26 protein-coding genes are annotated in these 26,130 nt (G+C 71.4%); 11 read left to right on the top strand and 15 right to left on the bottom strand.

All coding sequences use genetic code 11. The annotated features are described in order from the left end of the window. Positions 1–330 precede the first annotated feature (330 nt). The 5 genes from cbiE to AB0L95_RS31110 form a co-directional block, all read right to left on the bottom strand. Complete coding sequence (gene cbiE / locus AB0L95_RS31090; RefSeq protein ID WP_365167265.1) at positions 331–1,542, bottom strand: precorrin-6y C5,15-methyltransferase (decarboxylating) subunit CbiE; 1,212 nt, start codon at positions 1,540–1,542, stop codon at positions 331–333. 130 nt (positions 1,543–1,672) lie between these two features. Next, positions 1,673–2,311 carry a GNAT family N-acetyltransferase gene (locus AB0L95_RS31095; protein ID WP_365167268.1) on the bottom strand — a complete coding sequence of 213 codons (639 nt, stop codon included), beginning with the start codon at positions 2,309–2,311 and terminating at the stop codon, positions 1,673–1,675. 164 nt (positions 2,312–2,475) lie between these two features. Then, a complete protein-coding gene (locus tag AB0L95_RS31100; protein ID WP_365167270.1) occupies positions 2,476–3,312 on the bottom strand; it encodes a MetQ/NlpA family ABC transporter substrate-binding protein in 837 nt (278 codons plus the stop codon). A 114-nt stretch (positions 3,313–3,426) separates the two neighbouring features. Beyond that, entirely contained in the window at positions 3,427–4,164 is a 738-nt protein-coding gene (locus AB0L95_RS31105) for a methionine ABC transporter permease (protein WP_365167273.1), read from the bottom strand. Then, complete coding sequence (locus tag AB0L95_RS31110) at positions 4,161–5,201, bottom strand: ATP-binding cassette domain-containing protein (RefSeq protein WP_365167275.1); 1,041 nt, start codon at positions 5,199–5,201, stop codon at positions 4,161–4,163. The genes AB0L95_RS31105 and AB0L95_RS31110 overlap by 4 nt, the downstream gene beginning before the upstream one ends. Before the next feature lie 609 nt (positions 5,202–5,810). Between AB0L95_RS31110 and AB0L95_RS31115 the strand changes: the two genes are divergently transcribed. Next, on the top strand, positions 5,811–6,170 hold the full coding sequence (locus AB0L95_RS31115) for a hypothetical protein (RefSeq protein ID WP_365167278.1): 360 nt from the start codon (positions 5,811–5,813) through the stop codon (positions 6,168–6,170). 1 nt (position 6,171) lies between these two features. Beyond that, complete coding sequence (locus AB0L95_RS31120) at positions 6,172–6,600, top strand: hypothetical protein (RefSeq protein ID WP_365167281.1); 429 nt, start codon at positions 6,172–6,174, stop codon at positions 6,598–6,600. Between the two features lie 46 nt (positions 6,601–6,646). On the opposite strand, the gene AB0L95_RS31125 is transcribed toward AB0L95_RS31120, so the two are convergent. From AB0L95_RS31125 to AB0L95_RS31135, 3 genes are all read right to left on the bottom strand, one after another. Then, complete coding sequence (locus AB0L95_RS31125) at positions 6,647–7,150, bottom strand: GNAT family N-acetyltransferase (RefSeq protein ID WP_365167283.1); 504 nt, start codon at positions 7,148–7,150, stop codon at positions 6,647–6,649. Between the two features lie 45 nt (positions 7,151–7,195). Next, positions 7,196–7,702, bottom strand: a complete 507-nt coding sequence (locus AB0L95_RS31130) for a sigma-70 family RNA polymerase sigma factor (RefSeq protein ID WP_365167285.1) — start codon at positions 7,700–7,702, stop codon at positions 7,196–7,198. A gap of 74 nt (positions 7,703–7,776) precedes the next feature. After that, the gene (locus tag AB0L95_RS31135) at positions 7,777–8,952 is read right to left on the bottom strand and encodes a glycerophosphodiester phosphodiesterase (protein WP_365167287.1); all 1,176 of its coding nucleotides are present in this window, start codon (positions 8,950–8,952) and stop codon (positions 7,777–7,779) included. 339 nt (positions 8,953–9,291) lie between these two features. Between AB0L95_RS31135 and AB0L95_RS31140 the strand changes: the two genes are divergently transcribed. Further along, the gene (locus AB0L95_RS31140; RefSeq protein WP_365167290.1) at positions 9,292–9,981 is read left to right on the top strand and encodes a lysophospholipid acyltransferase family protein; all 690 of its coding nucleotides are present in this window, start codon (positions 9,292–9,294) and stop codon (positions 9,979–9,981) included. Positions 9,982–10,093: 112 nt separating this feature from the next. On the opposite strand, the gene AB0L95_RS31145 is transcribed toward AB0L95_RS31140, so the two are convergent. From AB0L95_RS31145 to AB0L95_RS31165, 5 genes are all read right to left on the bottom strand, one after another. Beyond that, on the bottom strand, positions 10,094–11,656 hold the full coding sequence (locus AB0L95_RS31145; protein WP_365167293.1) for an MFS transporter: 1,563 nt from the start codon (positions 11,654–11,656) through the stop codon (positions 10,094–10,096). Beyond that, positions 11,653–12,204 carry a helix-turn-helix domain-containing protein gene (locus tag AB0L95_RS31150; protein ID WP_365167296.1) on the bottom strand — a complete coding sequence of 184 codons (552 nt, stop codon included), beginning with the start codon at positions 12,202–12,204 and terminating at the stop codon, positions 11,653–11,655. The genes AB0L95_RS31145 and AB0L95_RS31150 overlap by 4 nt, the downstream gene beginning before the upstream one ends. Positions 12,205–12,296: 92 nt before the next feature. Further along, positions 12,297–13,253: an aldo/keto reductase gene (locus AB0L95_RS31155; RefSeq protein WP_365167298.1), complete on the bottom strand. Its 957-nt coding sequence runs from the start codon at positions 13,251–13,253 to the stop codon at positions 12,297–12,299. A gap of 130 nt (positions 13,254–13,383) precedes the next feature. After that, positions 13,384–14,817, bottom strand: coding sequence for an argininosuccinate lyase (argH, locus tag AB0L95_RS31160; RefSeq protein WP_365167300.1), 1,434 nt, complete (start codon positions 14,815–14,817; stop codon positions 13,384–13,386). A 109-nt stretch (positions 14,818–14,926) separates the two neighbouring features. After that, positions 14,927–16,120 (bottom strand): argininosuccinate synthase, encoded by a 1,194-nt coding sequence (locus tag AB0L95_RS31165; protein ID WP_365167302.1) that lies wholly within the window; start codon positions 16,118–16,120, stop codon positions 14,927–14,929. 236 nt (positions 16,121–16,356) lie between these two features. Here AB0L95_RS31165 and AB0L95_RS31170 point away from each other — a divergent pair, with 236 nt between their 5' ends. The 3 genes from AB0L95_RS31170 to AB0L95_RS31180 all read left to right on the top strand — a co-directional run bounded on the left by AB0L95_RS31170 (position 16,357) and on the right by AB0L95_RS31180 (position 18,628). After that, positions 16,357–17,211: a hypothetical protein gene (locus AB0L95_RS31170; protein ID WP_365167305.1), complete on the top strand. Its 855-nt coding sequence runs from the start codon at positions 16,357–16,359 to the stop codon at positions 17,209–17,211. 121 nt (positions 17,212–17,332) lie between these two features. Then, positions 17,333–17,920 carry a pyridoxamine 5'-phosphate oxidase family protein gene (locus tag AB0L95_RS31175; protein WP_365167307.1) on the top strand — a complete coding sequence of 196 codons (588 nt, stop codon included), beginning with the start codon at positions 17,333–17,335 and terminating at the stop codon, positions 17,918–17,920. Positions 17,921–17,923: 3 nt separating this feature from the next. Continuing rightward, positions 17,924–18,628 carry a L,D-transpeptidase family protein gene (locus AB0L95_RS31180; RefSeq protein ID WP_365167309.1) on the top strand — a complete coding sequence of 235 codons (705 nt, stop codon included), beginning with the start codon at positions 17,924–17,926 and terminating at the stop codon, positions 18,626–18,628. On the opposite strand, the gene AB0L95_RS31185 is transcribed toward AB0L95_RS31180, so the two are convergent. Both AB0L95_RS31185 and AB0L95_RS31190 read right to left on the bottom strand, forming a co-directional pair. Next, the gene (locus AB0L95_RS31185) at positions 18,615–20,138 is read right to left on the bottom strand and encodes a HAMP domain-containing sensor histidine kinase (protein ID WP_365167311.1); all 1,524 of its coding nucleotides are present in this window, start codon (positions 20,136–20,138) and stop codon (positions 18,615–18,617) included. The genes AB0L95_RS31180 and AB0L95_RS31185 overlap by 14 nt on opposite strands. Then, positions 20,135–20,875: a response regulator transcription factor gene (locus AB0L95_RS31190; RefSeq protein ID WP_365167313.1), complete on the bottom strand. Its 741-nt coding sequence runs from the start codon at positions 20,873–20,875 to the stop codon at positions 20,135–20,137. The genes AB0L95_RS31185 and AB0L95_RS31190 overlap by 4 nt, the downstream gene beginning before the upstream one ends. A 207-nt stretch (positions 20,876–21,082) precedes the next feature. On the opposite strand from AB0L95_RS31190, the gene AB0L95_RS31195 reads away from it, so the two are divergent. From AB0L95_RS31195 to AB0L95_RS31215, 5 genes are all read left to right on the top strand, one after another. Continuing rightward, positions 21,083–22,432 (top strand): ferredoxin reductase family protein, encoded by a 1,350-nt coding sequence (locus AB0L95_RS31195; protein ID WP_365167315.1) that lies wholly within the window; start codon positions 21,083–21,085, stop codon positions 22,430–22,432. Between the two features lie 7 nt (positions 22,433–22,439). Beyond that, entirely contained in the window at positions 22,440–22,919 is a 480-nt protein-coding gene (locus AB0L95_RS31200) for an FMN-binding protein (protein WP_365167317.1), read from the top strand. A gap of 124 nt (positions 22,920–23,043) precedes the next feature. Next, positions 23,044–24,381: a ferredoxin reductase family protein gene (locus AB0L95_RS31205; RefSeq protein ID WP_365167332.1), complete on the top strand. Its 1,338-nt coding sequence runs from the start codon at positions 23,044–23,046 to the stop codon at positions 24,379–24,381. A 28-nt stretch (positions 24,382–24,409) separates the two neighbouring features. Next, positions 24,410–25,225: an FMN-binding protein gene (locus AB0L95_RS31210; protein WP_365167319.1), complete on the top strand. Its 816-nt coding sequence runs from the start codon at positions 24,410–24,412 to the stop codon at positions 25,223–25,225. Between the two features lie 12 nt (positions 25,226–25,237). Further along, on the top strand, positions 25,238–26,026 hold the full coding sequence (locus tag AB0L95_RS31215; RefSeq protein ID WP_365167322.1) for an FAD:protein FMN transferase: 789 nt from the start codon (positions 25,238–25,240) through the stop codon (positions 26,024–26,026). The last annotated feature ends 104 nt before the right edge of the window (positions 26,027–26,130 follow it).

Below are 26,130 nucleotides of genomic sequence, written 5' to 3' on the forward strand. Positions count from 1 at the left end.
ATCGGTTTAGTGCTTCTACGACCAGCTCGCCCGAACCGGCGCGCCGACCGCCCGCAGTGAAGAACGAGCGTGCGTGCCCAGCGGCACGAACGACCCGCCAACAATGACGACAAAGCCATTCAACGTCATTGTCGCGGCCGTCCCGCCCTCGTGGCAGCCTGATCCACGACGCCCCGCTGTGGACTGCGCCACGTTGCGCGCCCTCCGGTTCTGCCGTACCGCACTGCCCGCAAAAGAGGCATGGTTTCCGGACATTGGCTGACGTAGTGCCGGATCACCCAAGTGCGGTACAACGGTCGGCCAGCCTACCGCGCCGGTACGACAACCGGATCACGGGGCGCGTTCGGGCAATCGCCCGCTGAGCAGGAACGCGACACTCCGTTCCTTCTCCGTCCAGGCCCGCGTGTCGAGCTCGACGGACTGCAACAGAGCGCACTCGACGTCGTAGCCGTGCTCCGACAGGTCCCGGCCGACGAGTTCGGCCGTGTCCCGGGTGGCCGCGTGCGCGACGATGCGCTGCGGGCGGCGGTCGGCGACGGCGGAGACCACGGCGGCTCCCCCGCCTCCGATGCGTACGACGTCCGGTTCGGGCAGGTTCTCGAGGATGTGCGGGGCGACGCCGTGCACCACCTGGAGCTGGACGCCGAAGCGGCGGGCAGCGGCCATCGTGCGGCCGCACGCGTCCGGGTCCCGGTCGACGGCGAGGACGGCCGCCCCGCAGCGGGCGGCCTCCACGGCGAACGCCCCGCTGCCGCTGCCGATGTCCCACACGAGGTCGCCCACCCGTGGGCCGAGACGGGCGAGTTGGACGGAGCGCAGCAGATCCGTTTCCCCTTCGCCGAGTCCGCCGCCGTAGGCCGAGGCGGGCAGCGCCCAGCCGCGCGGCGCCGCGCCCGGGTCGCGGCCGGCGATCCAGCCGCCGTCGTCGGCCGCGGTCACCGGCCCCCCGATGACGATGACGACGTTGGGGTCGCGCCAGGTGTGGTCGGCGGCATTGTCGGAGGTGACGACGCTGACCTGTTCCCGCGCGGTGCCGAGTTCCTCGCAGATGACGAAGGTGCGATGGACCCCTTCGAGGAGCAGTCCGAGTTCGGCGGGCCCGGCGCCCGGTGAGGTGAGGACCGCGACCTTGGCGTGCGCCCGGCATACGTTCACCGCGCGGCGCAGGGTGCGGCGGTGTGCGACGACCACCTGCGCGTCGTCCCAGGGCATCCCGGCGCGCGCGAAGGCGGCGGCGACCGAGGAGACGGCCGGGACGACCTCGACCTCCAGGCCGAATTCGGGGGCGCGCAGCGTGCGTACGACGCCGAAGAAGCCCGGGTCGCCGTCGGCGAGGACCACGGCGGTGCCCCGGTGGGCCGCGATACGGCGGGCGGCGAGCCCGAGGCTGCCGAGGCGGATGCGTTCGGCCGTCCGCGGCACCTCGGGGAGCGCGAGATGGTGCGCCGCGCCCGCGACCAGCGTGGCGGCCCCCAGTGCGGAGCGCGCCGCTGCGGTCAGCGGCGAGCCGTCCCAGCCGATCACCGTGACCCGGTCGGCCATCGTCGTCAGTCTCCCAGCAGGTCTTCGCAGGTCGTCAGGGGGCAGCCCGCACGGCAGGCTTCGTGAGACTACCTGGTCGACCCCGCGCCGCCCGCCCGGGGGCCCGGCCGTCGGGAGAGGATCGCCGGGGTCAGCGCCAGTTGGAGAACGACGTGAATCCGCCGATGTCGGCCAGCTCCTCGCTGACCCCGTCCAGATCCTCCGGCAGCAGGCTCCAGACGATGAAGTCGGTGCGTACGTCGGTCCAGGTGCCGTCCTCCGTACGGAGGTGGGCTATGCAGGCGTTGCGCAGGACGCCCTCGCTGATACAGCCGATCTTCTGGGCGACCTGCTGGGAGGCGGCGTTGTCGGCCGCCGTACGCACTTCGATCCGCTCGAACTTCTGGTCGCCGAAGAGCCATTGGGCGATGGCGAGCGCCGCCTCGGAGGCATAGCCCTCGCCGCGGGCCCAGGGGGCGATGATGTACGACAGCTCGGTGGAGCGCACATGCCAGTTGGTCCGGCCGAGCTGGATGACGCCCACGAGCCGCTGGGTGAGGAACTCGGTGACCGCGAGGTCGAGGCCGCTGCCCGTCTCCCGCTGTGTGGGCGCGTACTCGGTGATCCAGGTGCGGGCGGCCTCCTCGGTGAAGGGCTGCGGCACATCCGTCCAGGCGCCGACCAGCTCGTCGTTCATCATCTCGGCCAGTGCGGGGACGTCGTCCTCGTCGAGAGGGCGCAGTACCAACCGCTCCGTGCTGATGGAGACGTTGGGGAAGGTGCTCGTCATTGCGCCGCTCCGTAACCTTCGGAAACCGTCAGGGCTGCTGAACTGCCCAGCATGCAGCATGAAAGCACCGAACCGCACCACGGGGTCCACACCCGGTGAGGGCGTGGACCCCATGCGTGGCGATACGCGGTGTACCTGGTGTGCGGGCTCGGGTCGGGGCGGGATCAGAAGGAGGGGATGACCGAACCCTGGTACTTGTCCTCGATGAACTTCTTCACCTCGGGCGAGGTGAGGAGCTTCGCGAGCTTCTTGACCCGCGGGTCGTTCTCGTTGCCCTTCTTGACCGCGAGGAAGTTCCCGTACGGGCTGTTCTTCGCGGACTCCAGGACGAGGGCGTCCTTGGCGGGCTTGAGGCCGGCGGAGATGGCGTAGTTGCCGTTGATCACCGCGGCGTCCACGTCGTCCAGGGAGCGCGGGGTCTGGGCCGCCTCGACCTCCTTGAACTTCAGGTCCTTCGGGTTCTTGGTGATGTCCTGCGGGGTCGCCTCGCTGCCGGCGCCGTCCTTGAGGGTGATGAGCCCCTTGGAGGCGAGCAGCTTCAGGGCCCGTGCCTCGTTGACGGAGTCGTTGGGGACGGCGACGGTCGCACCGCTCTTCAGGGCGTCGACGCTCTTCACCTTGTGGGAGTAGAGGCCGAGCGGCTCCAGGTGCACCGTGACGACGGGCACGATGTGGGTGCCCCGCTTCTTGTTGAAGTCGTCCAGGTACGGCTGGTTCTGGAAGTAGTTGGCTCCCACGGAGCCGTCCTCGGTCGCCGTGTTCGGCGTGATGTAGTCGGTGAACTCCTTGACCTGGAGGTCCAGGCCCGCCTTCTTCGCGAGGTTGTCCTTCACGAAGTTGAGGATCTCGGCGTGCGGGGTCGGGCTCGCGGCGACGACCAGCGGACCGCTCGTGTCGGCGGCGGAGGAGGACGAGCTCTTGCCGGAGCCGCAGGCGCTGAGCCCGAAGGTGAGGGCTCCGGCGGCGAGGACAGCGGTGGTGATCTTGGCGGTGTTACGCACGAAAAGTGCCTTTCCTGATGGGTGGTGCGACCCCGTCTTGGGTGGGCGGGGAGTCGGTGGGGGCGGCCGGTCCGCTGGGGGGACGGCTGGTCCGGTGGGGGGACCGGGCGGGGCTCAGGCGGCCTTGCTCACATCGGCCGCCGCGGGCTTCCCGGCCTTGAGCAGCCGCAGTCGCGGTCCCGGGCCGGAGCGCCCGCCGCGGCGGTGCAGGGAGCGGGCCGCGTAGTCGCCGGCGAACTGGATGAGCGAGATGACGACGGCGAGGATCGCCACGGTGATCCACATCAGCTGGGTCTCGAAGCGCTGGTAGCCGTAGCGGATGGCGATGTCGCCGAGGCCGCCGGCGCCGACCGTGCCGGCCATCGCGGAGTAGCCGATGAGGGCGACGACTGTGGTGGTGGCGGAGGAGATCAGTGACGGCAGGGACTCCGGGACGAGGACCTTGCGGACGATGGTCCAGGTGTTGCCGCCCATGGCCTGTACGGCCTCCACGAGTCCGCCATCCACTTCGCGGACGGCCGTCTCGACCAGACGCGCGAAGAAGGGGATGGCGCCGATGGCGAGCGGGACGATGGCCGCCTCGCGGCCGATGGTCGTCCCGGTGACCCAGCGGGTGAAGCTCATCAGGGCGACCATCAGGATGATGAAGGGCATCGAGCGGGCGATGTTCACGATCTGCCCGATGACCTTGTTGGCCACGACGTTCTGCAGCAGCCCGCCCCGGTCCGTGAGAACGAGCAGGACGCCGAGGGGCAGTCCGCCGACGACGGCGATCAGCGTGGACCAGCCGACCATGTAGAGGGTGTCCCAGGACGCCTGCGACAGCAGCGGCTGCATCTCGGACCAGCTCACTTGGCACCTTCCTTGACCAGCTCGGACTCCTCGGCCCGGCCCACGACGTCGATCTGCAGGCCCTGCTCGCGCAGGAAGCCGATCGGCACCACGTTCTCCTCGTAGCGGCCGGGCAGTTCGATGCGCATCCGGCCGACCTGCTTGCCGCCGACGGTGTCCATCGCGGCACCGAGGATCGAGATGTCGATGTTGTAGGTGCGCGAGAGCTGCGAGATGACGGGCTGGGTGGCCGCGTCGCCGTGGAAGGTGACGTCGACGACGGTGCGGGCGTCGTCGGACGCGACGCCGCTGAGCGGGAAGAGGGCGGCGGCCAGTTCGGAGCCCGGGGTGGCGAGCAGTTCGCTGACGGTGCCGGACTCGACGATGAGGCCCTTCTCCATGAGAGCGGCCGAGTCGCAGATGGTCTTGACGACGTCCATCTCATGGGTGATGAGCAGCACGGTGAGACCCAGCTGCCGGTTCAGGTCCCGCAGCAGCTGAAGGATGGAGCGGGTGGTCTCCGGGTCGAGGGCGCTGGTCGCCTCGTCGGAGAGCAGCACCTTGGGGTCGCCGGCGAGGGCGCGGGCGATACCGACGCGCTGCTTCTGACCGCCGGAGAGCTGGGCCGGGTACGCCCCCGCCTTGTCGGCGAGACCGACGAGGTCGAGCAGTTCGAGCGCCTTGCGGGAACGTTCCTTCCCGGACTTGCCGAGAATCTCCAGCGGCAGCTCGATGTTGTCCTGGACCGTCCGCGAGGACAGCAGGTTGAAGTGCTGGAAGACCATGCCGATGCGGCTGCGCGCCTGGCGGAGCTCCCGGCCGGCGCGCGGACCGCGGCCGGCGAGCGCAGTGAGGTCCTGGCCGGCCACGGTGACCGTGCCGGAGGTGGGGCGCTCCAGGAGGTTGATGCAGCGGATGAGCGAGGACTTCCCGGCGCCGGACTGGCCGATGACGCCGTACACCTCGCCCTCGCGTACATGCAGGTCGACGCCGTCGAGGGCGGTCACCTCGCGGCCGCGTGAGCGGTAGACCTTGCTAAGGCCCGATGTGGTGATCACTGGGGATTCCGTCACTGTCGAGTGCAGGGCGTGGGTGTGCGCCGGGCACGGGTGCGTGCGTGGGAACGCGGCACGGTTCTCGCGATCGCGAGCGAACCGGGGGAGAACATGTGCGCGGGGGTTCCCCTCGCCGTCATGGCGGTGGGGGGAGGCTCAGTCGCATACGCAACGGGCGTACGGACAGGGCACGGCGGACTCGCTTCGGGGCGCGAGGCTCTGGATGGTGCGGGGGCCCTCTAGCAAGCGCACATTCGACACATACAACGAGCACCGGGCGTCAAGGTCGCCTCGGTCGCAAGGGTGCGGCAGCTCGTCGTGGTCATGGGCCCCAGTAAAGCAGACACACCGCCCGGGTCCACCACGGCTGTCCGCTATTCGGACTGCCGTGGACAGTGTGCGGTCGACTCCCACGGACGCCCCGAGGGGCCTGTTGACCAGTCCGGACGGGGCCGGGAGGCGCCGCACACGGGAACACGTCCGGCGCGCGGACGGGACGGGCTGTGGCCAAGGCCACGGTGGCCGGAACCGGCCGGCCCCGGCGGGCGGTGTACCCCGGTGTCCGCCGGGGGCGAGCGCTCCGGGCTTTTTGGCCCGTAATAGGGTCACGGCATGCTTGATGCCCTGACGCTGGCGACCGGTGTCGCCGCGCTGCTGCTCGCTGCCTGGTGCGGCTGGGCGGCTTACCGTGATCAGCCCACCAAGGACTGGCACTTCATCGGCATGGCCGTGGTGACGTTGCTGGCCCTGGTCCAGCTGATCGTCGGCTTCGTCCAGCTGGCGCGGGGCGAGAAGCCGGAGCAGGGCACGACGATCTTCGTGGCGTATCTGCTCGGCGCCTTCGCCTGCGTCCCGGCGGCGGGCTTCATGTCGCTGACGGAGCGCACTCGATGGGGCTCGGTGACGGTCGCGGCCGGCGGTGTGGTCCTCGCCGTGCTGGAGGTGCGGCTCTATGACATCTGGGGAGGCTGAGATGGCGGCCACGGAGGAGAAGCCTGCGAAGGCACGGCTGATCAGCGGGCCCGGCATGCTGCTCGTCTGGCTGTACGGCGTGATGGTGGTGGGCGCGGTGTCGCGCTCGGTCGTGCAGATCTCGACGCAGTTCGACAAGGCTCCGCTGGCGTACTCGCTGTCCGCGGTGGCCGGGGTCGTCTACGGCTTCATCACCTACTCCCTGGTGCGCGGCGGCGAGACGGCCCGGCGGGCGGCACTGGTGTGCTGCGCGGCGGAGCTGCTGGGTGTCCTCACCGTCGGTACCTGGACGCTGGCGGAGCCGTCCGCGTTCCCGGACGCGACCGTGTGGTCGGACTACGGGATGGGGTACCTCTTCATCCCCGTACTGCTGCCGCTGTCGGCCATGTACTGGCTGCGGAAGGCGCACGCGCGGCACCAGCACGGCTGAGCCGCACCGCCCGGGGGTGCGCCCCTCGCGGGGCGCGGTGCCGGTCTCAGGCCGTCGTCGCGTACGTCGCCGCGGGGGCCTGCTTCTCCAGGACGATCATCGGTACCCCGTCGGCCCCCTGGGACGTGCCGGCGGTCTCGTAGCCGAGGCGGCGGTAGAGCCGCAGATTTCCCTCGCTGCGGTGGCCCGCACTGAGGCGGAACCTGGTCGCGCCGCGCTCCTCGGCCAGCGCCGCCTCCGCGGCCCGCAGCAGACGGGCGCCGATGCCGTGTCCCTGCAGCCGGGGGTGCACGCACAGCTTGCCGATGGACGCCGCGCCGTCCTCGGTGACGCTACCGCGTACGAAGCCGACCACCTCCTCGCCGAGACGCGCCACGAAGACACAGTCCGAGGCGACCTCCTCGCGGACCGAGTCCAGGCTCTGGACGAGCGGGTCGATGCGGTAGTTGCCGTACAGCGCGGCCTCGCTCTGGAAGCACAGGTACTGCAGCCTGAAGATCTGCTCGGCGTCCTGCTCGGTCGCCACAGAGATGGTCACGCTCATGCCCATGTGCGCACGCCTCCCGCTCACCTGATCGCCGGTCGTCCCCCACTCCTATCCCCGCGGTTCGCGCGTCGCAACCTCCGCCGCCAGCAATCGCCGCAGACATCCAAGGCATTTGGAGCGTTCAGGGCCAAGGCTGCCCTGTGAGATACCCAACTCCCCCGCGATCTCCCGATAGGTCAGGTCATGGGGGGAGAGCAGTGCCGCCATGAGGCGGGGACAGCGGCCGGGGAGTCGGCGTACGGCCGCGTGCAGGGCCCGGCGGCGGGCCGCCATGAGGGCCTGCTGCTCGGGATCGCGTCCCGATTCGTCCATGGGCTCGGCCCGGTAGGGCAGTTCGAGGCGGGCGGTGCGGCGCCCGCGCCGCGCCTCCGCACGGACCGCCCGGCGCAGCCACCCCGGCGGGTCGGCGGGCGGCCGGTCCCCGTCCAGTCGTTCCAGGAGCCGCAGCCACACCGCCTGTTCCAGGTCGCCCGGCTCCATCCCCGACGCGTGTGCCTCCGCCGACGCCTCGGCGGTGAGCAGCGGGCGCAGGGCCGTCAGCATCTCGTGGGTCATATGCGGCGGGACGCGGCCGCCCCGGCGACGGGTTTCCGGGGCGGCCGGGATTCACCCCGATCGGGGTGCTCGCGTCAGCCGTTGACGCCCCGTCCGCGCAAGAAGTCCTCGCGGGCGAGCAGTCCGGTGTCGGCGTTGTCCGTGAAGACGCCGTCGATGCCGGTCGCGAAGTACGCCTTGAAGGCGCCGAAGGCGTCCCCGTACGCCGTCGGGTCGGTGCCCTTGTGGAAGTTCGTGGGCAGGAAGGTGTTCTCGTCGCGCATCGTGTAGGGGTGCAGGATCAGACCCGCGGCGTGCGCGTCGGCGACGAGCGTGGACGGCTGGGTGAGACTGCCGCTCGCGTCCTTGGGGACGACCAGATCGAGGGTCGGGCCGATGCCCTGGGCGTACGAGGCGATCTCCTTGAGGCCCTTGGGGGTGATGAGGTCGGCCACCGTACGCAGGTCGCCCGTCTCGACGAAGTCCCACGGTCGGGTGTTCGCGGTGGACAGCAGCACGACGAGCGGGTTGCGGACCAGCTTGTTCAGGCGCTGGATGCTGGTCGGTTCGAAGGACTGGATGATGACGGGCGCGTTCCTGCCGTCCTTGCCGTGCGCCCGCAGGATCTCCGCGAGCCGCTCCTCCAGGCCGAGGCCCAGCTTGCGGAAGTAGGTCGGATGCTTGGTCTCGGGGTAGATCCACACCTGCTTTCCGCGCTTGCGGGTCTGCTCGTCCTGCCACCGGAGCACCTCTTCGAAGGTGGGGATCCCCCAGCGGCCGTCGTAGAGCGTGTTGCGCTGCCGGGTGGCCGGGATGCGCTCGATCGCGCGCAGCCTCTTCAGCTCGGCGAGGGTGAAGTCCTCGGTGAACCAGCCGGTGGTGGAGACGCCGTCCAGCACCTTGGTGGTCTTGCGGTCGGCGAACTCGGGGTGGTCGGCGACGTCGGTCGTGCCGCCGATCTCCGGCTCGTGCCGGCACACGAGGTGGCCGTCCTTGGTGGGCACCAGGTCGCCGGCCTCCACGATGTCGGCGCCCAGGTCGAGGGCCAGCTGATAGGAGCCGAAGGTGTGCTCCGGGCGGTAGCCGCTGGCGCCCCGGTGCCCGATGACGGTCGGCACGGGCAGGCTCTTCAGTCCGCCGCCGTGCCGCGTGTCCGCGCTCGCGACGCCGGGCAGTCCGAGGACCGCACCGCCCGCCCCCAGCACCGCGGCCCCGAGCAGCGTCCGCCGGCCCGTCCCTCGCCCCTGCTCGTACGACTCCTGCGTCCCCATGGGTTCCTCCCACCACACGTGTCGAAAGCGTGAACGATCGTAGATGCGGACGAGTGACGACCGGGAGACGTATTCAGGAACGGCTGCCGCACGCAGACCGTCCTCCCGGATGCATGGACGCGCCCGCGCGGGACACCCGTCGTACGGAGGACGCGTGACGATCCGTCAGCCTTCGGGCGCGATGTCCGTCACACCCGTCCGGCGGATGACGAACGTGTGACACGACGACGCCGCAGGTAAACACTCGTCCATGACTCGTCACGACCCGGTGAACCCGATGTGCGCCGGACCACGCGCCACGAGTATCGTCCTCACCTGCACAGACTCATACCGCATCCCTTGACACCGGAGGGCCCGTTGTCCCGCTTCGCGCTCATCAAGGCAGTGCTCGGACCGATCATGCGCCTGATGTTCCGCCCACGGGTGGAGGGCGTGGAACACATCCCGGGAGACGGGCCGGTCATCCTCGCCGGCAACCATCTGACGTTCATCGACTCGATCGTGCTGCCGATCGTGACCACGCGGCAGGTGTTCTTCATCGGCAAGGACGAGTACGTCACGGGCAAGGGGTTCAAGGGCCGCCTGATGGCCTGGTTCTTCACGGGTGTCGGCATGATCCCGGTGGACCGGGACGGCGCGAACGGCGGCGTGGCCGCGCTGATGACCGGCCGCCGGGTGCTGGAGGAGGGCAAGATCTTCGGCATCTACCCGGAGGGCACCCGATCCCCCGACGGCCGTCTGTACCGCGGCCGCACCGGCATCGCCCGCCTCACCCTGATGACCGGCGCCCCGGTGGTCCCGTTCGCGATGATCGGCACGGACAAGCTGCAGCCGGGCGGCAGCGGTATGCCGCGTCCGGGACGGGTCACCGTGCGCTTCGGTGCGCCGATGGAGTTCTCCCGCTACGAGGGGATGGACCGGGACCGCTATGTGCTGCGGGCGGTCACCGATTCCGTGATGACCGAGGTCATGCGGTTGTCGGGGCAGGAGTACGTGGACATGTACGCCACGAAGGCGAAGGCCGCGTAGCGCCTGCGGCGACTCGCCGGTGCGGGTGCGCGGCCCTGCCGGCAGCTCGCACCCGCCTACCGGAGCCGCGTGTCGACGAGGGCCGCACCCCGACCGGGGCGCGGCCCTCGCATCATGACGAGCCTTCCAGGCGCTGGCCCCGGAGCAGGAACCACGCCGCCACCGCCGTGGCCAGCAGAACCGCCGCGCCCGCGCCCGTCGCCAGCCGCAGGCCCTCGACGAAGGTCTCGCGGGCCGACGACAGCAACGCCTCGCCCGTGCCCGCGGGCAGGTGCCTCGCCGCCTCGACCGCGCCGCCCAGCGACTCGTGGGCCATGGCCGGGGTGCCCGACGGGGCGGTGAAGTCGCGGTAGACACCGGTCACGATCGAGCCGAGCAGGGCGATACCGAGGGCCGCGCCCAGTTCGTACGCCGTCTCGGAGACCGCCGACGCGGCGCCCGCCTGGTCCCGGGGCACGCTGGAGAGGATCACGTCCGCGGTCACGGTGAACGACAGTCCCGCGCCCACGCCCACGACCAGCAGCGCGGCCCCGATGATCGAGTAGCCGGTGGTCCGGTCGAGGAGGGTGAGCGCGGCCAGCGCCAGCCCCACCGCGGCGAGTCCGCCGGAGACCACCGCGCGCACCGAGAAGCGCCGCGCCGCCGTGCCCGCGACGAGACCCGCGGCCACCGCGCCGACGGCGGCGGGCAGTTCGGCGAGCCCCGCCTCGAAGGGCCGCCTGCCCTGCACCAGTTGCAGATACTGCGAGAGGAAGAAGACCAGCCCGGACATGCCGAGGACGGTCAGCAGGTCGGCGAGGACCGCGCCGCTGAAGCCGCGGCGGCGGAACAGCCTCATGTCCAGCAGCGGCACCGGAAGCGTCAGCTGGCGGCGGACGAAGCCGGTGAGCGCCGCGACGCCGAGGACACCGGTGGCCGCCCCCGGCCAGGTGAACCCGTGCGCGGCCGCCTCCTTGACCGCGTACACGACGCCGACCAGGCCGATCAGCGACAGCCCGACGCTGATCAGGTCCCAGGGGCCGGGGTTCGGGTTGCGCGACTCGGGCAGCGTACGGATGCCGACGAGGACGAGAACCACCATCACGGGCACGTTCATGAGGAAGACCGAGCCCCACCAGAAGTGTTCGAGGAGGAAACCGCCGACGATCGGGCCGACCGCCGTGCCGGCCGAGGCGGTGGCGCCCCAGATCCCGACCGCGAGGCTGCGCTCGCGCGGGTCGTGGAAGATGTTGCGGATCAGGGCGAGTGTGGCGGGCATCAGGGTCGCGCCCGCGACCCCGAGCAGCGCCCGCGCGAGGATCATCGTCCCCGCCGTGGCGGCGTAGGCGTTGAGGACGGATATCAGCCCGAAGGCCGTGGCGCCGCCAAGCAGGATCCGCTTGCGCCCGATGCGGTCGCCGAGGCTGCCCATGGACACGAGCAGACCGGCGATGACGAACGAGTAGACGTCGCCGATCCACAGCAGCTGGGTGCCGGACGGCTCCAGGTCCTCGCTGATGTAGGGGGTCGCGAGGCCGAGGACGGTCGCGTCCACGGCCACCAGCAGCACGGCGAGCACGAGGACCGAGAGCGCGAGCCACCGGCCCGGTCGCCGCTGTGCCCGCGCCGCGATCTCCCCCGGGCTCGCGGCCTCGCCGGAGCGGGGGGCACCCTCGTGCCGCAGGGTGCTGGTCATGGTTCCTCTTTCCGGAGCGCGCCGCCGAGGAACATCTCGGCGATCATGTAGGTGAAGTCCTTGGGGGCCAGGCGGCCCTCCGCCACGGCCCAGGCGCCCGAGGCCAGCAGGCCGTAGAGCGCGTCGGTGAGCCAGACCGGGGTGAGGTCGATACGGAACTCGCCGCTTGCCTGACCGCGCCGGAACAGCGCGGCCATCCGGGCGTCGATCCGGGCCCAGCCCGCGTTCTGCTCCTCGCCCTCATAGAGCTGGTTCTCGCTGTAGAGGAAGGCGAGGAGGGCCGCGGCGGCCTCGATCTGCGTCATGAACCGGCGCAGCGCCTCCTGGGCCGGGCCCTCGTCGAGCCGTGCGGCGTCCAGGGCCGCCTCGCACTCCTCGATGCCGAGTGTCTCCAGGGCGCGTACGAGCGCGTCGCGCCCGGCGAAGTGACGGTGCAGCGTGGCCCGGCTGATCCCGGCCGCCTTGGCGACCTCGTCCATGGTGGCGGTGGATTTCCGGGTCAGCAGGGCGGCTGCGCTGCGCAGCACATGGTCACGATCGACAGCCATGAGACAAGAATAGCGCACGTGAGACATCTTTGTCTCACGTGCGGCATACAGGTCTCACAAGTGGCGGTCCAAGTGGCGGTCTCGTCGGAGGGTCAGTGCCAGGGCAGCTGTCCCCGCTGCTCCCAGTACGCGCGCGGGTCCTCGGCGAGGGCCTCCAGCCGGGCGAGCTGGTCCCCGTCGAGATCGACGGTCGCGGCCTGCAAATTGGAGGTGAGCTGAGCCGTGGTGGCGGCACCGGACAGGACCACATCGGCCCAGGGCCGGCGCAGGACCGCGGCGAGGGCGACCGCGTCGGAGCCGTACGACGTCCGCGCGGCCACCGCCTTCAGCGCCTCGGGCGCGTACGGCTCCGCCAGCCGGCCGTTGGCCATGCCCTCCTTGACGATCACCGTGAGCCCGGCGTCGTGGGCCTCGGCCAGCGCGGGGGCGGCCGAGGTCTCCAGAAGGTTGTACGTGGACTGGACGCTACGGAAGAGGGGCGCGCCGTCGACGGTCACGGCGAGCGCGGCGCGGATCGCGTCGGCCTGCGCCGGGCCGCTGGTGGAGAAACCGATCGTCAGGCCCTGCGCGGCGGCCTGGGCGAGCCTCGCGTGGAGTTCCCTGTCGGTGAGCGCCGGGCTGTCGGGGGTCACCGAGTGGATCTGGTACAGGGCGAGCCGGTCGCCGAGCAGCGCGGCGGTCTCGGCGCGCTGCCGCTCGTAGGTGGCGGCGCTGTGGTCCTTGACCTCGTGCTGCTCGGCGTCGGTGGTCCAGTCGGCGGTGTAGGTGTAGCCCCATTTGCTGCCGACGACGACGTCGTCGATCTCGGGGTGCGCGGTCAGCCAGCCGGCGAGGAACTCCTCGGAGCGGCCGTAGGAGCGGGCCGCGTCGACATAGCGGACACCCTGGGCGTAGGCCGCGTCCAGCAGTGCATGGGTACGGGTGCGCAGGGCGTCGACACTGCGGTCGGACGGGAGGTCCTGCGCACGGCCCAGGGTGATGTATCCCGGGCGCCCGACGGCGGCCAGACCCAGGCCCAGGCGGCTGGTCGGCGTGGTGGCTGAGGCCATAGGGGTCTCCCCTGCTCGTGCGAGGCCGAGAGCTCGGGGAAGAGCGAAGGGCATCGCGGGCTCCGGTTCGGTCGGCTCCTTGCGGCTCGGACCAACGTAACCCGCGTCGCTCCTTCCCCCTGCGCCCCGCCTACTTCTTCAGCTTCGCGGTGGCCCAGGCGTGCTGGGCTGCCAGGTCCGCCTTCACCTCGGCCAGCTGGACGGCGACCGCCTCGGGTGCCGTGCCGCCGCGGCCGTTGCGGGAGGCGAGGGCGCCGGGGACGTCGAGGACGGTGCGGACCTCGGGGGTGAGATGGGCGCTGATCTTGGCGAACTGTTCGTCCGTCAGCTCGTCCAGCTCCTTGCCCTCGGCCTCCGCGGCCTTCACGCACTCGCCTGCGACCTCGTGCGCCACCCGGAAGGGCACACCCCGCTTGACCAGCCACTCGGCGATGTCGGTGGCGAGCGAGAAGCCGGCCGGCGCCAGCTCCTCCATGCGCTCGCGGTGCACGGTCAGCGTGGCCAGCATGCCGGTGAAGGCGGGGAGCAGGACCTCCAGCTGGTCGATGGAGTCGAAGACCGGCTCCTTGTCCTCCTGGAGGTCGCGGTTGTACGCGAGCGGCAGGGCCTTGAGGGTGGCGAGCAGGCCCGTCAGATTGCCGATCAGACGGCCGCTCTTGCCGCGCGCCAGCTCCGCGATGTCCGGGTTCTTCTTCTGCGGCATGATCGAGGAGCCGGTGGAGAAGGCGTCGTGGAGGGTGACGAAGGAGAACTCCTTCGTGTTCCAGATGATGACTTCCTCGGCGATCCGGGAGAGGTTCACGCCGATCATCGCGGTGATGAAGGCGAACTCCGCGACGAAGTCACGGGAGGCCGTGCCGTCGATGGAGTTGGCCGAGCTGCCGTGCTCGAAACCGAGGTCCCGGGCGACCGCCTCCGGGTCGAGACCGAGGCTGCTGCCCGCGAGCGCGCCCGAACCGTACGGGGAGACGGCCGTGCGCTCGTCCCACTGGCGCAGCCGCTCGGCGTCCCGGGACAGCGCCTGGACGTGCGCGAGCACATGGTGGGCGAAGAGCACCGGCTGGGCGTGCTGCAGATGGGTGCGGCCGGGCATCGCCACGTCCGGGTGAGCCTCCGCGAGGCCGACCAGGGCGTCCTGGAGCTCGGCGATCAGTCCGCCGACGATGCGGGCGTGGTCGCGCAGGTACATCCGGAAGAGGGTGGCGACCTGGTCGTTGCGGGAGCGGCCCGCGCGCAGCTTGCCGCCGAGGTCGGGGCCGAGGCGTTCGAGGAGACCGCGTTCGAGGGCGGTGTGGACGTCCTCGTCGGCGATGGTGCCCGTGAAGTCGCCCGCGGCCACGTCGGCCTCCAGCCGGTCCAGGCCGACGAGCATCCGGGTGAGCTCGTCGTCGGCGAGGAGTCCCGCCCGGTGCAGCACGCGCGCGTGGGCGCGGGAACCGGCGATGTCGTACGGCGCGAGCCGCCAGTCGAAGTGGACGGACGCGGACAGCTTGGCCAGGGCCTCGGCGGGACCGTCGGCGAACCGGCCGCCCCAGAGCCGTACGTCACCGCTGTTGCTGCTCAACTCTGTACTCCTCGGGAAGGTGGGGATGTGCCGCCGCCTCCCCACCCGGGAGTGAGGAGGCGGCCGTCAGCTCATGCGTGTCGGTCGGGCGTGCGAGAGGCCCTGCGTCCTACGCGAGGTCCCGCTTGGCGGCGATCTTCGACGACAGGCTGTAGATGTCGATGAAGCCCTTGGCCGCGGACTGGTCGAAGGTGTCGCCAGTGTCGTAGGTGGCGAGGTCGAAGTCGTACAGCGACTCTCCGGAGCGCCGGCCGGTGACGACCGCGCGGCCGCCGTGCAGGGTCATGCGGACGTCGCCGGAGACATGCTGGTTGGCCTCGTCGACGAAGCCGTCCAGGGCGCGCTTGAGCGGCGAGAACCACTGGCCGTCGTAGACCAGTTCGCCCCAGCGCTGCTCGACCTGCCGCTTGTAGCGGGCGAGTTCGCGCTCGACGGTGACGTTCTCCAGCTCCTGGTGGGCGGTGATCAGGGCGATCGCGCCCGGAGCCTCGTACACCTCGCGGGACTTGATGCCGACGAGGCGGTCCTCGACCATGTCGATCCGGCCGATGCCCTGGGCGCCGGCCCGCTCGTTGAGCTGCTGGATGGCCTGCAGGACGGTGACGGGCTTGCCGTCGACGGCGACCGGGACACCCTCCTTGAAGGTGATGATCACCTCGTCGGCGTCGCGGGGCTCGGCCGGGTTCGAGGTGTACTCGTAGATGTCCTCGATCGGGGCGTTCCAGATGTCCTCCAGGAAGCCGGTCTCGATGGCCCGGCCGAAGACGTTCTGGTCGATGGAGTACGGGGACTTCTTGGTGGTCGCGATCGGCAGGCCCTTGGCCTCGCAGAAGGCGATGGCCTTGTCACGGGTCATCGCGTAGTCACGGACCGGCGCGATGCACTTGAGGTCGGGGGCGAGGGCGACGATGCCGGCCTCGAAGCGGACCTGGTCGTTGCCCTTGCCGGTGCAGCCGTGGGCGACCGTGGTGGCGCCGTGCTTCTTGGCGGCGGCGACGAGGTGCTTGACGATCGTCGGCCGGGACAGGGCCGAGACCAGCGGGTAGCGGTCCATGTAGAGGGCGTTGGCCTTGATCGCCGGGAGGCAGTACTCGTCGGCGAACTCGTCCTTGGCGTCGGCGACCTCGGCCTCGACGGCACCGCAGGCGAGGGCGCGCTTGCGGATGACGTCCAGGTCCTCGCCGCCCTGGCCGACGTCCACGGCGACGGCGATGACCTCGGCGCCGGTCTCCTCGGCGATCCAGCCGATGGCGACGGAGGTGTCCAGACCGCCGGAGTAGGCGAGTACGACGCGCTCAGTCACGGGTTTCTCCCTCACAGTGCATTCGCTGATATGCATGAGTATGCAGGACCCTGCATGATTCGTCAATCTCATCCGGGTCGTGGCGGGGATTCGAAAGGGGATTTCGAAACTCCTTGAACGCGCGAAACCGCTTTCCCGTACCACTCGCCGAACGCAGGCGCCGCGTCCGTCACCACAGGCCACCCCGACCGCCGTGTCCGTCACGGCAGTCGTCCCGACCCGAGTGAGGCATCTCCATGTCCAGGGCTCTTCCGAAGTACAACAAGCGTCGCGTGGCGATCGTCGGCGGCGCCGCCGCAGTGGCGTTGTCCGGCGCGGTGATCGCCGGTTCCGCCCTCGCCGGGGAGACGTCCCAGAGCAACAGCGCCAAGCCCTTGGCGGCCACTGGGACGATCACGTGCCCGGACGTGAAGTCCCAGCTCCCGGCCGTCCCCGCGTCCGCCCAGGCCGAGGTCGCCCGCAACCTCGACCTTCTGAACACCCAGATCGCCGAGGCCGACAAGCGACTCGCCGACACCGTCGGCCAGGGCGGCCCCAACTTCGTCCAGAACGCGATCCTCGGCCCCCTCAAGGACAAGCGCACCTCGACGATCGACCGGATCGTCATCGCCATCGGCCGCAAGGGCACCAAGCCGCAGGGCCTGGACTCCCTGGCCGCCTGCACGCTCGGCAACGGCGGCGTGGCGAACAACGGCGCCACGGCCGCCGCGGGCGCGGGCGCCTCCCAGCAGGCGAGCGGGAACGCCTCGCAGCCGGCCGGCGGGAACGACGCTGCCGGGAACGCGGCGGGCGGCGGCGCCGGGACGATCACGTGCCCGGACGTGAAGTCCCAGCTCCCGGCCGTCCCCGCGTCCGCCCAGGCCGAGGTCGCCCGCAACCTCGACCTTCTGAACACCCAGATCGCCGAGGCCGACAAGCGACTCGCCGACACCGTCGGCCAGGGCGGCCCCAACTTCGTCCAGAACGCGATCCTCGGCCCCCTCAAGGACAAGCGCATCGCGACCGTCAACCGCATCGCCACCGCCATCGGCCGGACCGCTGCCAAGCCGCAGGGTCTGGACTCCCTGGCCGCCTGCACGCTCACCAAGTGACGTGACAGGCACCGTGGCCGCCCCGCGCGCCGGCCGGGGCGGCCACGGGCTCCTCCGAGGGCATCCCTCGGAGGAGCGAACTCCTTAGACAGCCGAAAGATCTTTCCCGATAATCGGCCCCATGGGAAAGACCTATGAACGCATAGACGACAGACTGCGGTCGTTCATCGAGGCACAGCCCCTCTTCTTCACCGCCACCGCTCCCCTGGGCGCCGACGGCACGGTCAACCTCTCCCCCAAGGGGCTCAAGGGGTCCTTCGTCGTCCTGGACGACCACACCGTGGCCTACCTCGACTTCGCCGGGTCCAACGCCGAGACCATCGCGCATCTGCGGGAGAACGGCCGGATCACCCTGATGTGGTGCGCCTTCCAGGGCCCGCCCGACATCGTGCGGGTGCACGGCCGTGGGGAGCCGGTCTTCCGCGACGACCCGCGCTTCGGGGACCTCCTCGCGCGTTTCCCGGACATCGACCCGACCCCGCACGGTCTGCGCGCGATCATCGTCGTGACCGCGGAGCTCATCCGGGACAGCTGTGGCTACGCGGTCCCCTTCATGGCGTACCAGGAGGACCGCGATCTGCACGCCAAGCGATTCGCGCGCGAGGACGACGCCTCCCTCGATACGTACTTCCGAAGGAAAGACCACATCGAAACGAGCCTCGACGGCCTGCCGGGACTGCCGTTGCCGCTGCCGCCGTCTACGTTCTGAGCCATGCGCTCCGGTGTCGTCGCCCTTGTCTCCGCCTCCCTCCTCTCCCTGCTCGGTGCCGCACCGCACCCCGCCTGGGAGGTCCCGGGGCCCCAGCGGATGGCGGACACCGGCGGCGGCACCCAGCTGATCACCGCGGAGGCGGCCACGACCGCCGCCACCACGGGCACGGTCACCTGGTGGGACCGGCGGGGCGGACAGTGGGTGAAGGCGGGTTCGGCGCCCGCCCGCTTCGGCGCGCACGGGCTCGTGGCGGGCGACTCGCGCAGACAGGGCACCAGCACGACTCCGACAGGGCTGTTCGACCTGCCGTACGCGTTCGGCATCGCGGCCGCGCCTCCGGGGACAAAGACCCGCTACCGCCGGGTGCACCAGGACTCCTGGTGGTGCCAGGACAGCGGCTCGCGCTCCTACAACCGCTGGACGGAGCCCCTGCCGGCCGACTGCCGGGCCTCGGAGTCGGAGCATCTGATCGCCTACGACCCGCAGTACTCGCACGCCCTGGTCATCGGCTTCAATTACCACGCCCCGGTGCACGACCGCGGCGCCGGCATCTTCCTGCACGTCAACGGCAAGGCAGCGACGGAGGGCTGTGTGTCGGTGCCCAGCGCGGCGATGCGGACGATCCTGGCCTGGGCGGACCCCGCGCGGGCGCCGCACATCGCGATCGGTACCGCGAGCGGGCCCACCGCGCTCACCCGCTACTGACCCCGGTCCGCCCGTCCTCGGCCGCCGCGCCGCCCGGCAGCCGCACGGTGAACGTCGTGGCGCCGGGGCGGCTGTCCAGTTCCACCGTGCCGCCGTGCGCGTCCGTCACCCCCGCCACGATCGACAGGCCCAGCCCCGCGCCGCCGCCGCGGTGGTCGGGGCGACGGCGGTGATCGGCCCGGGTGAAGCGTTCGAAGACGCCGGAGCGGAGATCGTCGGGCACGCCGGGGCCGTCGTCGTGGACCGCGAGGACGGCCGCCCGGCCCTCGGCCTCCAGCGAGACGCGGACTCTGGTGCCGGCCGGGGTGTGCAGACGCGCGTTGGCCAGCAGATTGGCCAGCACCTGCTGGAGCCGGTGGGTGTCGCCGGTCACCGTGACCGGCTCCTCGGACAGCTCCATCGTCCACCGGTGGTCCGGGCCCGCGGCTCGCGCGTCCGTGACCGCGTCCAGGACAAGGCGGGTGAGATCGACGGGACGGCGCTCCAGCGGGCGGCCCGCGTCCAGCCGGGCCAGCAGCAGCAGATCGTCGACCATCTCGCCCATGCGCGCCGACTCGGCCGCGATCCGCTCCAGGGCACGGTGCACCTCGGGCGGGACCGGGCCCGGGTGCAGCAGCGCCAGCTCGGCGTGACCGCGCACCGAGGCGACCGGCGTACGCAGCTCATGGCTGGCGTCGGCGGCGAAACTGCGCAGCCGTTCCTCGCTCGCGTGCCGCTTGGTCAGCGCGTCCTCGACATGGCCGAGCATGCGGTTGAAGGCGATGGCGACCCGGCCCACCTCGCTGCGCGGATGGCTCTCGGGGGCGCGCGGTGGCAGGGCCACCTCGCCGCTGGCGAGCGGCAGCTCGCTGACCCGGACGGCGGTGTCGGCGACCCGGCTGAGCGGCCGCAGGGACCAGCGCACCCAGACGGCGCCCGCGACACCGGTGACCGCGAGGGCCGCGCCGAAGACGACGGCGGCGACGCACTCCAGCCGGTGCACGGCCGCCTGGACCGGTTCCAGCGGCAGCCCGGTGAGCAGGACGTCGCCGTCGCGGCCGGTCGTCGCCAGCACGCGGTAGCCGCCGAGGGACGACAGCCGGATGCTGTGGCCCCGGCCGTCCGTGGGGACCGCCGCGAGCGTGTGCTCGTCCCGGGCGCTCAGCGGGGCGCGCAGATCGGTGCTCTGGTCGCCGGGGCGCACCACCGCCGCGTTGGTGACCGTGGCGCCGACGAGGCGAGCACCGAAGGTGCCGGCGGACTGCTTGCGGGTGTCTCCGCGTTCGTCGCCGTCATGGTCGGACGGCTTGACCCCGTGTTCGAGGCTCGCCGGGAACCTCGGACCGACATCGCGCAGTTGCTGGTCCAGGCGCCCGGTGAGAAAGCCGTTCAGCTCCACCACGGCGGCCACCCCGACGGCGGCGCAGCTGAGCGCGAGCAACACCACGAGCCCGGCGGTGAGCCGGGCCCGCAGGGTCCGGGGCCGGGGCAGGTGTCGCAGCCGCCTTACCGCCGCCCGCAACGCCCTCACCGGACCACCGGCTTGAGCACATACCCGGCTCCGCGCACGGTGTGGATCATGGGCTCGCGGCCCGCGTCCACCTTCTTGCGCAGATACGAGATGTACAGCTCGACGACATGGGCCTGGCCGCCGAAGTCGTACGACCACACGCGGTCCAGGATCTGCGCCTTGCTGAGCACGCGCCGCGGATTGCGCATCAGGAAGCGCAGCAGTTCGAACTCCGTCGGGGACAGCTCGATCAGCTCGCCGGCGCGGGTCACCTCGCGGGCTTCCTCGTCCACGACCAGGTCGCCGACGATCAGCCGGGGGCCCTCCTCCAGCTGCCGGGCCATGCCGGCGCGGCGCAGCAGTCCGCGCAGCCGGGCGACGACCTCCTCCAGGCTGAACGGCTTGGTCACATAGTCGTCACCGCCCGCGGTGATACCGGCGATGCGGTCCTCGACGGCGTCCCGCGCCGTGAGGAACAGCACACAGACGTCCGGCTGCACACCGTGCAGGGAGCGCAGCACCGCGAAGCCGTCGGTGTCCGGCAGCATCACGTCCAGGACGACGGCGTCGGGCATGTGGTCGCGGGCCTCGGCGACGGCCGTGGCCCCGTCGCCGGCCGTGCGTACGTCCCAGCCCTCGTAGCGCAGGGCCCCGGACAGCACCTCGGCCAGGTCCGGGTCGTCGTCGACGACGAGGACCCGCACGGGTGTGCCGTCGGGGCGGGAGAGGGCGGGGCGGCCGGACCGGGGTGTGTTCATCGCACTCACCAGCATCCCTCTTCCCCGGGGTGACCGACGCCGCCGGGACCTCTGAGTTCGCTGTGAGTATCGGCACCCCCGCCACCCGCGACCTGCGTGACCGCCCCCGCCGGCCGCTCCCCGTTCAGGCCCGCCTCATGTTCCTCAGAGCGCCCTCAGAGGTTCCCCCCGCACAGTTGCGTCCTCGACCTCCGAAGGGAACCCGCCATGGCCACGGTGTACCAGCAGCAGGCGCCGCCCCTGCCGCCGATCGTCCGGCGCTCCCCGGCGCCGTGGCTGCTGGCCGCACTGTGGGCCGGGGCGGCCGCCGTGGTCGCCCTGTGGTGGCAGCACACCGACTCGGTGGTCGGCACGGCCGGCCGGCTCACCGGGGCCGGACGGATCGCCGGGCTGCTGTGCGGGTACACCTGCGCGGTCCTGGTCGCACTGATGGCCCGGGTACCGCTCCTGGAGACGCGGATCGGCTCGGACCGGGTGGCTCGGTGGCATGCGCGGGCCGGACGGTACACGGTCTGTCTGCTGGTCGCGCATCTCGTCCTGATCATCGCCGGGTATGCCGCCCAGGACCGGGTCTCGCTCGTGCACGAGACGCTCACGGTGGTCCTCGACTATCCGGAGATGATCAAAGCCGCCCTCGGGACGGTCGTCCTGTTCGCCGTCGGGATCACGTCGATGCGCGCGGTCCGCCGCCGGACCGGCCACGAGTTCTGGTACTACGTCCACCTCCTGACCTACGCCGCCGTCTTCCTCACCTTCGGCCACCAGCTGGCGCTGGGCGCGGAGTTCGCCGGGAACGCCCTTGCGCGGGGCGCCTGGTACGCGCTGTACCTGGGGGCCGCGGCCCTGGTGCTGTGGTTCCGGATCCTGGCCCCCGTACGGCTGAACCTGCGTCACCGGCTGCGGGTGGAGGCGGTGCACCAGGAGGCGCGGGGGGTGTGGTCCGTGGTCGTGGAGGGCCGGCGCCTTGACGAACTGGGTGCGGCGCCGGGGCAGTTCTTCCGCTGGCGGTTCCTCGCGGACGGCCTGCGCTGGACCTCGACGCCGTACTCCCTGTCGGCGCCGCCCCGCTCCACCCGGCTGCGGATCACCGTCAAAGCGCTCGGCGACCACAGCGCGTCGGTCGCGCTGCTGCGGCCGGGCACCCGGGTGTGGGCGGAGGGCCCGTACGGATCGCTGACCGCCGAACGACGGACCGGCGGAAGGTCCCTGCTGATCGCGGGCGGCGTCGGGATCACCCCGCTGCGCGCCCTGTTCGAGACGCTGCCGGGCGAGGTGACGCTGCTGTACCGGGCGCGCTCGGCCGAGGACCTGGCGCTGGGCGGCGAACTGGAGGCCATCGCCCGCCGACGGGGCGGCCGGGTGCTGTACGCCCTCAACGGCGAGGACGGCTCGCGGCCGCGGCTGACACCCGGCACTCTGCACGCCTCGGTGCCCGAACTCGACGACCACGACGTCTTCCTGTGCGGCCCGCCCGCCTTCGCCGAGGACATGTACGAGGCACTGCACGCGGCGGGGGTCCCGGACCGTCGTATCCACCACGAGTCGTTCGAGCTGTGAGGGCGTCATGCATCCATTGAGGAGGACGAGCCCGCTGCGGCGCATCGTCCTGGCGAGCGCGGCCACGGTGACCGGCACGGTGATGCTGCTGTCGCTGAAGCCGCACACGGCACCGTCCCTGGCGGCCGGCGCGCCCGCGCCGTCGGGGTCGGGCGCGGCGAGCGCGTCGAGTGGATCGGACGGATCGAACGGATCCCGCGCCTCCACCGGCGCCAAGGCCGTCACCGGGAACTCCGTGCAGACCCGCTGGGGACCCGTCCAGGTCCGCGTCACGGTGACGAGCGGCCGGATCACCGATGTCACGGCGGTCGACTACCCCCGGGACAACCCCAGGGACCAGGAGATCAACAGTTATGCGCTGCCACAGCTGCGGAGGGAGGTCCTCGCCACCCAGAGCGCGGACATCGACACCGTCTCCGGCGCCAGTTACACCAGCGAGGGCTACCGCCAGTCACTGCAGTCGGCCCTCGACTCCGCGGGGCTTTGAACGCGGGGAAGGTCTCGCACGTACCTCTGGGCCAAGGGGGCCACTGGCCTCACCCGTCCCACGGAGGATCACGGAGGACACCGTGTCCACGATCGCCGGTGGCCGCGCCGCGCGGCGCCAGACGATGCGCGCCATCCGCCCACGCCGCTCCCCTGCCGTCCCGCTGTTGGTCGCGGTCTGGGCGGGCGCGGCGGGCGTCATCTGGCTGTGGTGGATGAACACCCCGTCCATCGCCGACAACAACAGCAGGATCCTCAACGCGGGGCGGATCACCGGCCTGCTCGCCGGCTATCTGATGGCCCTGGTCGTGCTCCAGATGGCGCGGGTTCCCGCGCTGGAGCGGCGGGTCGGCTCCGACCGGGTCGCCCGCTGGCACGCCATGACCGGCCGGTACACCATCTGCCTGGTCCTCGCCCACCTCTTCCTGACCATGTGGGGCTACGCCCTGCAGAGCGGCAAGGGGCTGGGCGGGATCGTGCAGCAGACCATCGACTCGATCAACCAGCTGCCGGACGTGGGCAAGGCCACCATCGGCACAGGTCTGTTGATCCTCATCGGGCTCATCTCGATCGGCCCGATCCGCCGCAGGATCTCGTACGACCTCTGGTACCACGTCCATCTGCTCACCTACGCGGCCACGTATCTGTCCTTCTGGCACCAGCTGTCGACGGGCAACGAGTTCGCCGTCCAGCCCGCGGCCAAGACCGCCTGGTACGCGCTCTACGGCTCGGTGACCGCGCTGGTGATCTGGTACCGCATCATCACCCCGCTCCGGCTGAACCTGCGCCACCGGCTGCGGGTCGAGGCGGTCATCGAGGAGACGCCCGGAATCGTCTCGGTGCTGATGACGGGCCGGAAGCTGCACCGGATGGGCGCGACGGCGGGGCAGTTCTTCCGCTGGCGCTTCCTCGCGCCCGGTATGCGCTTCAGCTCGCATCCGTACTCGCTGTCGGCGGCGCCCCGCCCCAACATGCTGCGCATCACGGTGAAGGCCATCGGTGACCACAGCTCCGCGCTGCGGGACCTCACGCCCGGGACCCGCGTGTGGGCGGAGGGACCTTACGGGGCGCTGACGGCGGACCGGCGCAGCCGCGGCAAGGTGCTGCTGGTGGCCGGCGGTGTCGGCATCACGCCGATGCGGGCGCTGTTCGAGACACTGCCCGGCGCGCCCGGCGATCTGACCCTCCTCTACCGGGCGAACACCACGCAGGACCTGGCTCTGTGGGACGAGTTGGCCCAGATCGCCGAGGAGCGCGGCGCCCGGCTGATGTACGCGGTCAACAGCCCGGAGGGCGAGCGTCCGGACATCTCGGCGGACACCCTGCGCCGGAAGCTGCCGGACATCGACCACCACGACGTCTTCATGTGCGGGCCGCCCGGATTCGCACAGCAGGTGTACGAAGCAGTGCGCGGCGCGGGGGTTCCCGCCCGCCGCATCCATCACGAGTCGTTCGAGATGTGAGCGACGGGATTCAGGAGCTTTGGGAGCGATGAGGAAGAGCCACCCCCTGCGGCGTGCCGTGCTCGCCGGCGCCGCCACCGTGTCAGGGATCGTCCTGCTGCTGTCGCTGAAGCCGGCGTCGGATCCGGCGTCCGCCCAGGCGGCGGGCGGGGTCGCGGCGCAGCAGACGGCCGCGGCCCAGGAGGCGCCGCAGGGCGGCAGCGGACAGCAGACCGGCGCGCAGACCGTCACCGGCGACGTGGCCAGGACGCAGTACGGCGATGTCCAGGTGCGTCTGACGCTGAGCGGCGGGAAGATCACCAAGGCCGAGGCCGTGCAGGCACCCAAGGGCGGACTCAGCGACCAGAAGACCGCCATGTCCGTCCCCAAGCTCAACCAGGAGGCCGTCGCCGCGCAGAGCGCGCAGATCGACGCGGTCTCCGGCGCCACCTACACCAGCGGCGGCTACAAGCAGTCGCTTCAGTCGGCGATCGACAAGGCGAAGGCCGCGCCGGGCGGCGGTTCCTCCGGCTCCGCGGCAGGCAACGGCTCCGCGGGCGGCTCGGGGTCGTCTTCAGGGTCGTCGGCCCAGGCCCGTACGGTCCTGGGTGACGTGGCCCAGACCCAGTACGGCGATGTCCAGGTACGTCTCACCGTCAGCGGCGGGAAGATCACCAAGGCCGAGGCCGTGCAGGCACCCAAGGGCGGACTCAGCGACCAGAAGACCGCCATGTCCGTCCCCAAGCTCAACCAGGAGGCGGTGAGCGCACAGAGTGCGAACATCGACGCGGTCTCCGGCGCGACGTACACCAGCACCGGGTACAAGCAGTCCCTGCAGTCGGCTCTGGACAAGGCCGGTGGCTGAGTGTCCGAAGAGGTGACCGATCCCGCCGGGGCTCCGCCCGCGCTGCGCCACGCGGAGGAGGTGATGGGCACCGTCGTCTCCTTCGATGTGCGCGGCGGCGAACCCGAGGCCGTGCGCACCGCGTTGGAGGAGGCGATCGCCGGACTCCACCGGGTGGACGAGGTGTTCAGCACCTACCGGGAGAACAGCCAGATCTCGCGGCTCGCCCGTGGTGAGACGACCGTCGAGGAGTGCGACCCGGAGGTCGCCGAGGTGCTCGCGCTCGGTGCCGAGGCGGAGCGGCTCAGCGACGGCTGGTTCAGCACGCGCTACGCGGGACGGACCGACCCGACCGGGATCGTCAAGGGCTGGGCGGTCGAACGGGCGGCCCGGCTGCTGTCGGCGACCGGGGCGAGCGGAGTGAGCGTCAACGGCGGCGGTGACGTCCAGCTGTACGGGGCTCCCGGGCCGCACCGCCCCTGGCGGGTCGGGGTGTCGGATCCACTGCGTCCCGGCGGGCTCGCCGCGGTGGTCTCCGCGGCCGGTGCCGAGGAGCTGGCCGTGGCCACGTCCGGGACCGCGGAGCGCGGCACGCACATCGTGGACCCGCGCACCGGGCGTTCGGCGGTGACCGACCTGGTCGCGGTGACCGTGGTGGCTCCCCGGCTGACCTGGGCGGACTGCTGGGCGACGGCCGCGTTCGCGATGGGCTCGCGGGATGGGCTGGCCTGGCTGGAGTCGCTGCCGGACGTGGAAGCACTGCTGATCACGGCGGGCGACGAGGTGCGCTGCACGGGCGGGCTGGCGGCCCGGCTGGGCTGACCGTACACAGGGGGGAGGGGGGGCCCCGTGGGGGGGGCCCGCCCCCCCCTGGTGAGGGGGGTGGTGTAGGGTAGGGAAGGCGGGGGGGGGGGGAAGGGTTTGAG

Origin of the sequence: Streptomyces sp. NPDC052036 (genome assembly GCF_040680495.1) — a bacterium.
Taxonomy (GTDB): Bacteria; Actinomycetota; Actinomycetes; order Streptomycetales; family Streptomycetaceae; genus Streptomyces.

Coding starts and splice junctions, on each gene's coding strand:
- AB0L95_RS31125 (WP_365167283.1), bottom strand. CDS start 7,150: ATGGGCATGAGCGTGACCATCTCTGTGGCGACCGAGCAGGACGCCGAG.
- AB0L95_RS31175 (WP_365167307.1), top strand. CDS start 17,333: ATGGGAAAGACCTATGAACGCATAGACGACAGACTGCGGTCGTTCATC.
- AB0L95_RS31130 (WP_365167285.1), bottom strand. CDS start 7,702: ATGACCCACGAGATGCTGACGGCCCTGCGCCCGCTGCTCACCGCCGAG.
- AB0L95_RS31200 (WP_365167317.1), top strand. CDS start 22,440: ATGCATCCATTGAGGAGGACGAGCCCGCTGCGGCGCATCGTCCTGGCG.
- cbiE (WP_365167265.1), bottom strand. CDS start 1,542: ATGGCCGACCGGGTCACGGTGATCGGCTGGGACGGCTCGCCGCTGACC.
- AB0L95_RS31195 (WP_365167315.1), top strand. CDS start 21,083: ATGGCCACGGTGTACCAGCAGCAGGCGCCGCCCCTGCCGCCGATCGTC.
- AB0L95_RS31190 (WP_365167313.1), bottom strand. CDS start 20,875: ATGAACACACCCCGGTCCGGCCGCCCCGCCCTCTCCCGCCCCGACGGC.
- AB0L95_RS31180 (WP_365167309.1), top strand. CDS start 17,924: ATGCGCTCCGGTGTCGTCGCCCTTGTCTCCGCCTCCCTCCTCTCCCTG.
- AB0L95_RS31210 (WP_365167319.1), top strand. CDS start 24,410: ATGAGGAAGAGCCACCCCCTGCGGCGTGCCGTGCTCGCCGGCGCCGCC.
- AB0L95_RS31115 (WP_365167278.1), top strand. CDS start 5,811: ATGCTTGATGCCCTGACGCTGGCGACCGGTGTCGCCGCGCTGCTGCTC.
- AB0L95_RS31150 (WP_365167296.1), bottom strand. CDS start 12,204: ATGGCTGTCGATCGTGACCATGTGCTGCGCAGCGCAGCCGCCCTGCTG.
- AB0L95_RS31145 (WP_365167293.1), bottom strand. CDS start 11,656: ATGACCAGCACCCTGCGGCACGAGGGTGCCCCCCGCTCCGGCGAGGCC.
- AB0L95_RS31155 (WP_365167298.1), bottom strand. CDS start 13,253: ATGGCCTCAGCCACCACGCCGACCAGCCGCCTGGGCCTGGGTCTGGCC.
- AB0L95_RS31205 (WP_365167332.1), top strand. CDS start 23,044: ATGCGCGCCATCCGCCCACGCCGCTCCCCTGCCGTCCCGCTGTTGGTC.
- AB0L95_RS31095 (WP_365167268.1), bottom strand. CDS start 2,311: ATGACGAGCACCTTCCCCAACGTCTCCATCAGCACGGAGCGGTTGGTA.
- AB0L95_RS31120 (WP_365167281.1), top strand. CDS start 6,172: ATGGCGGCCACGGAGGAGAAGCCTGCGAAGGCACGGCTGATCAGCGGG.
- AB0L95_RS31135 (WP_365167287.1), bottom strand. CDS start 8,952: ATGGGGACGCAGGAGTCGTACGAGCAGGGGCGAGGGACGGGCCGGCGG.
- AB0L95_RS31170 (WP_365167305.1), top strand. CDS start 16,357: ATGTCCAGGGCTCTTCCGAAGTACAACAAGCGTCGCGTGGCGATCGTC.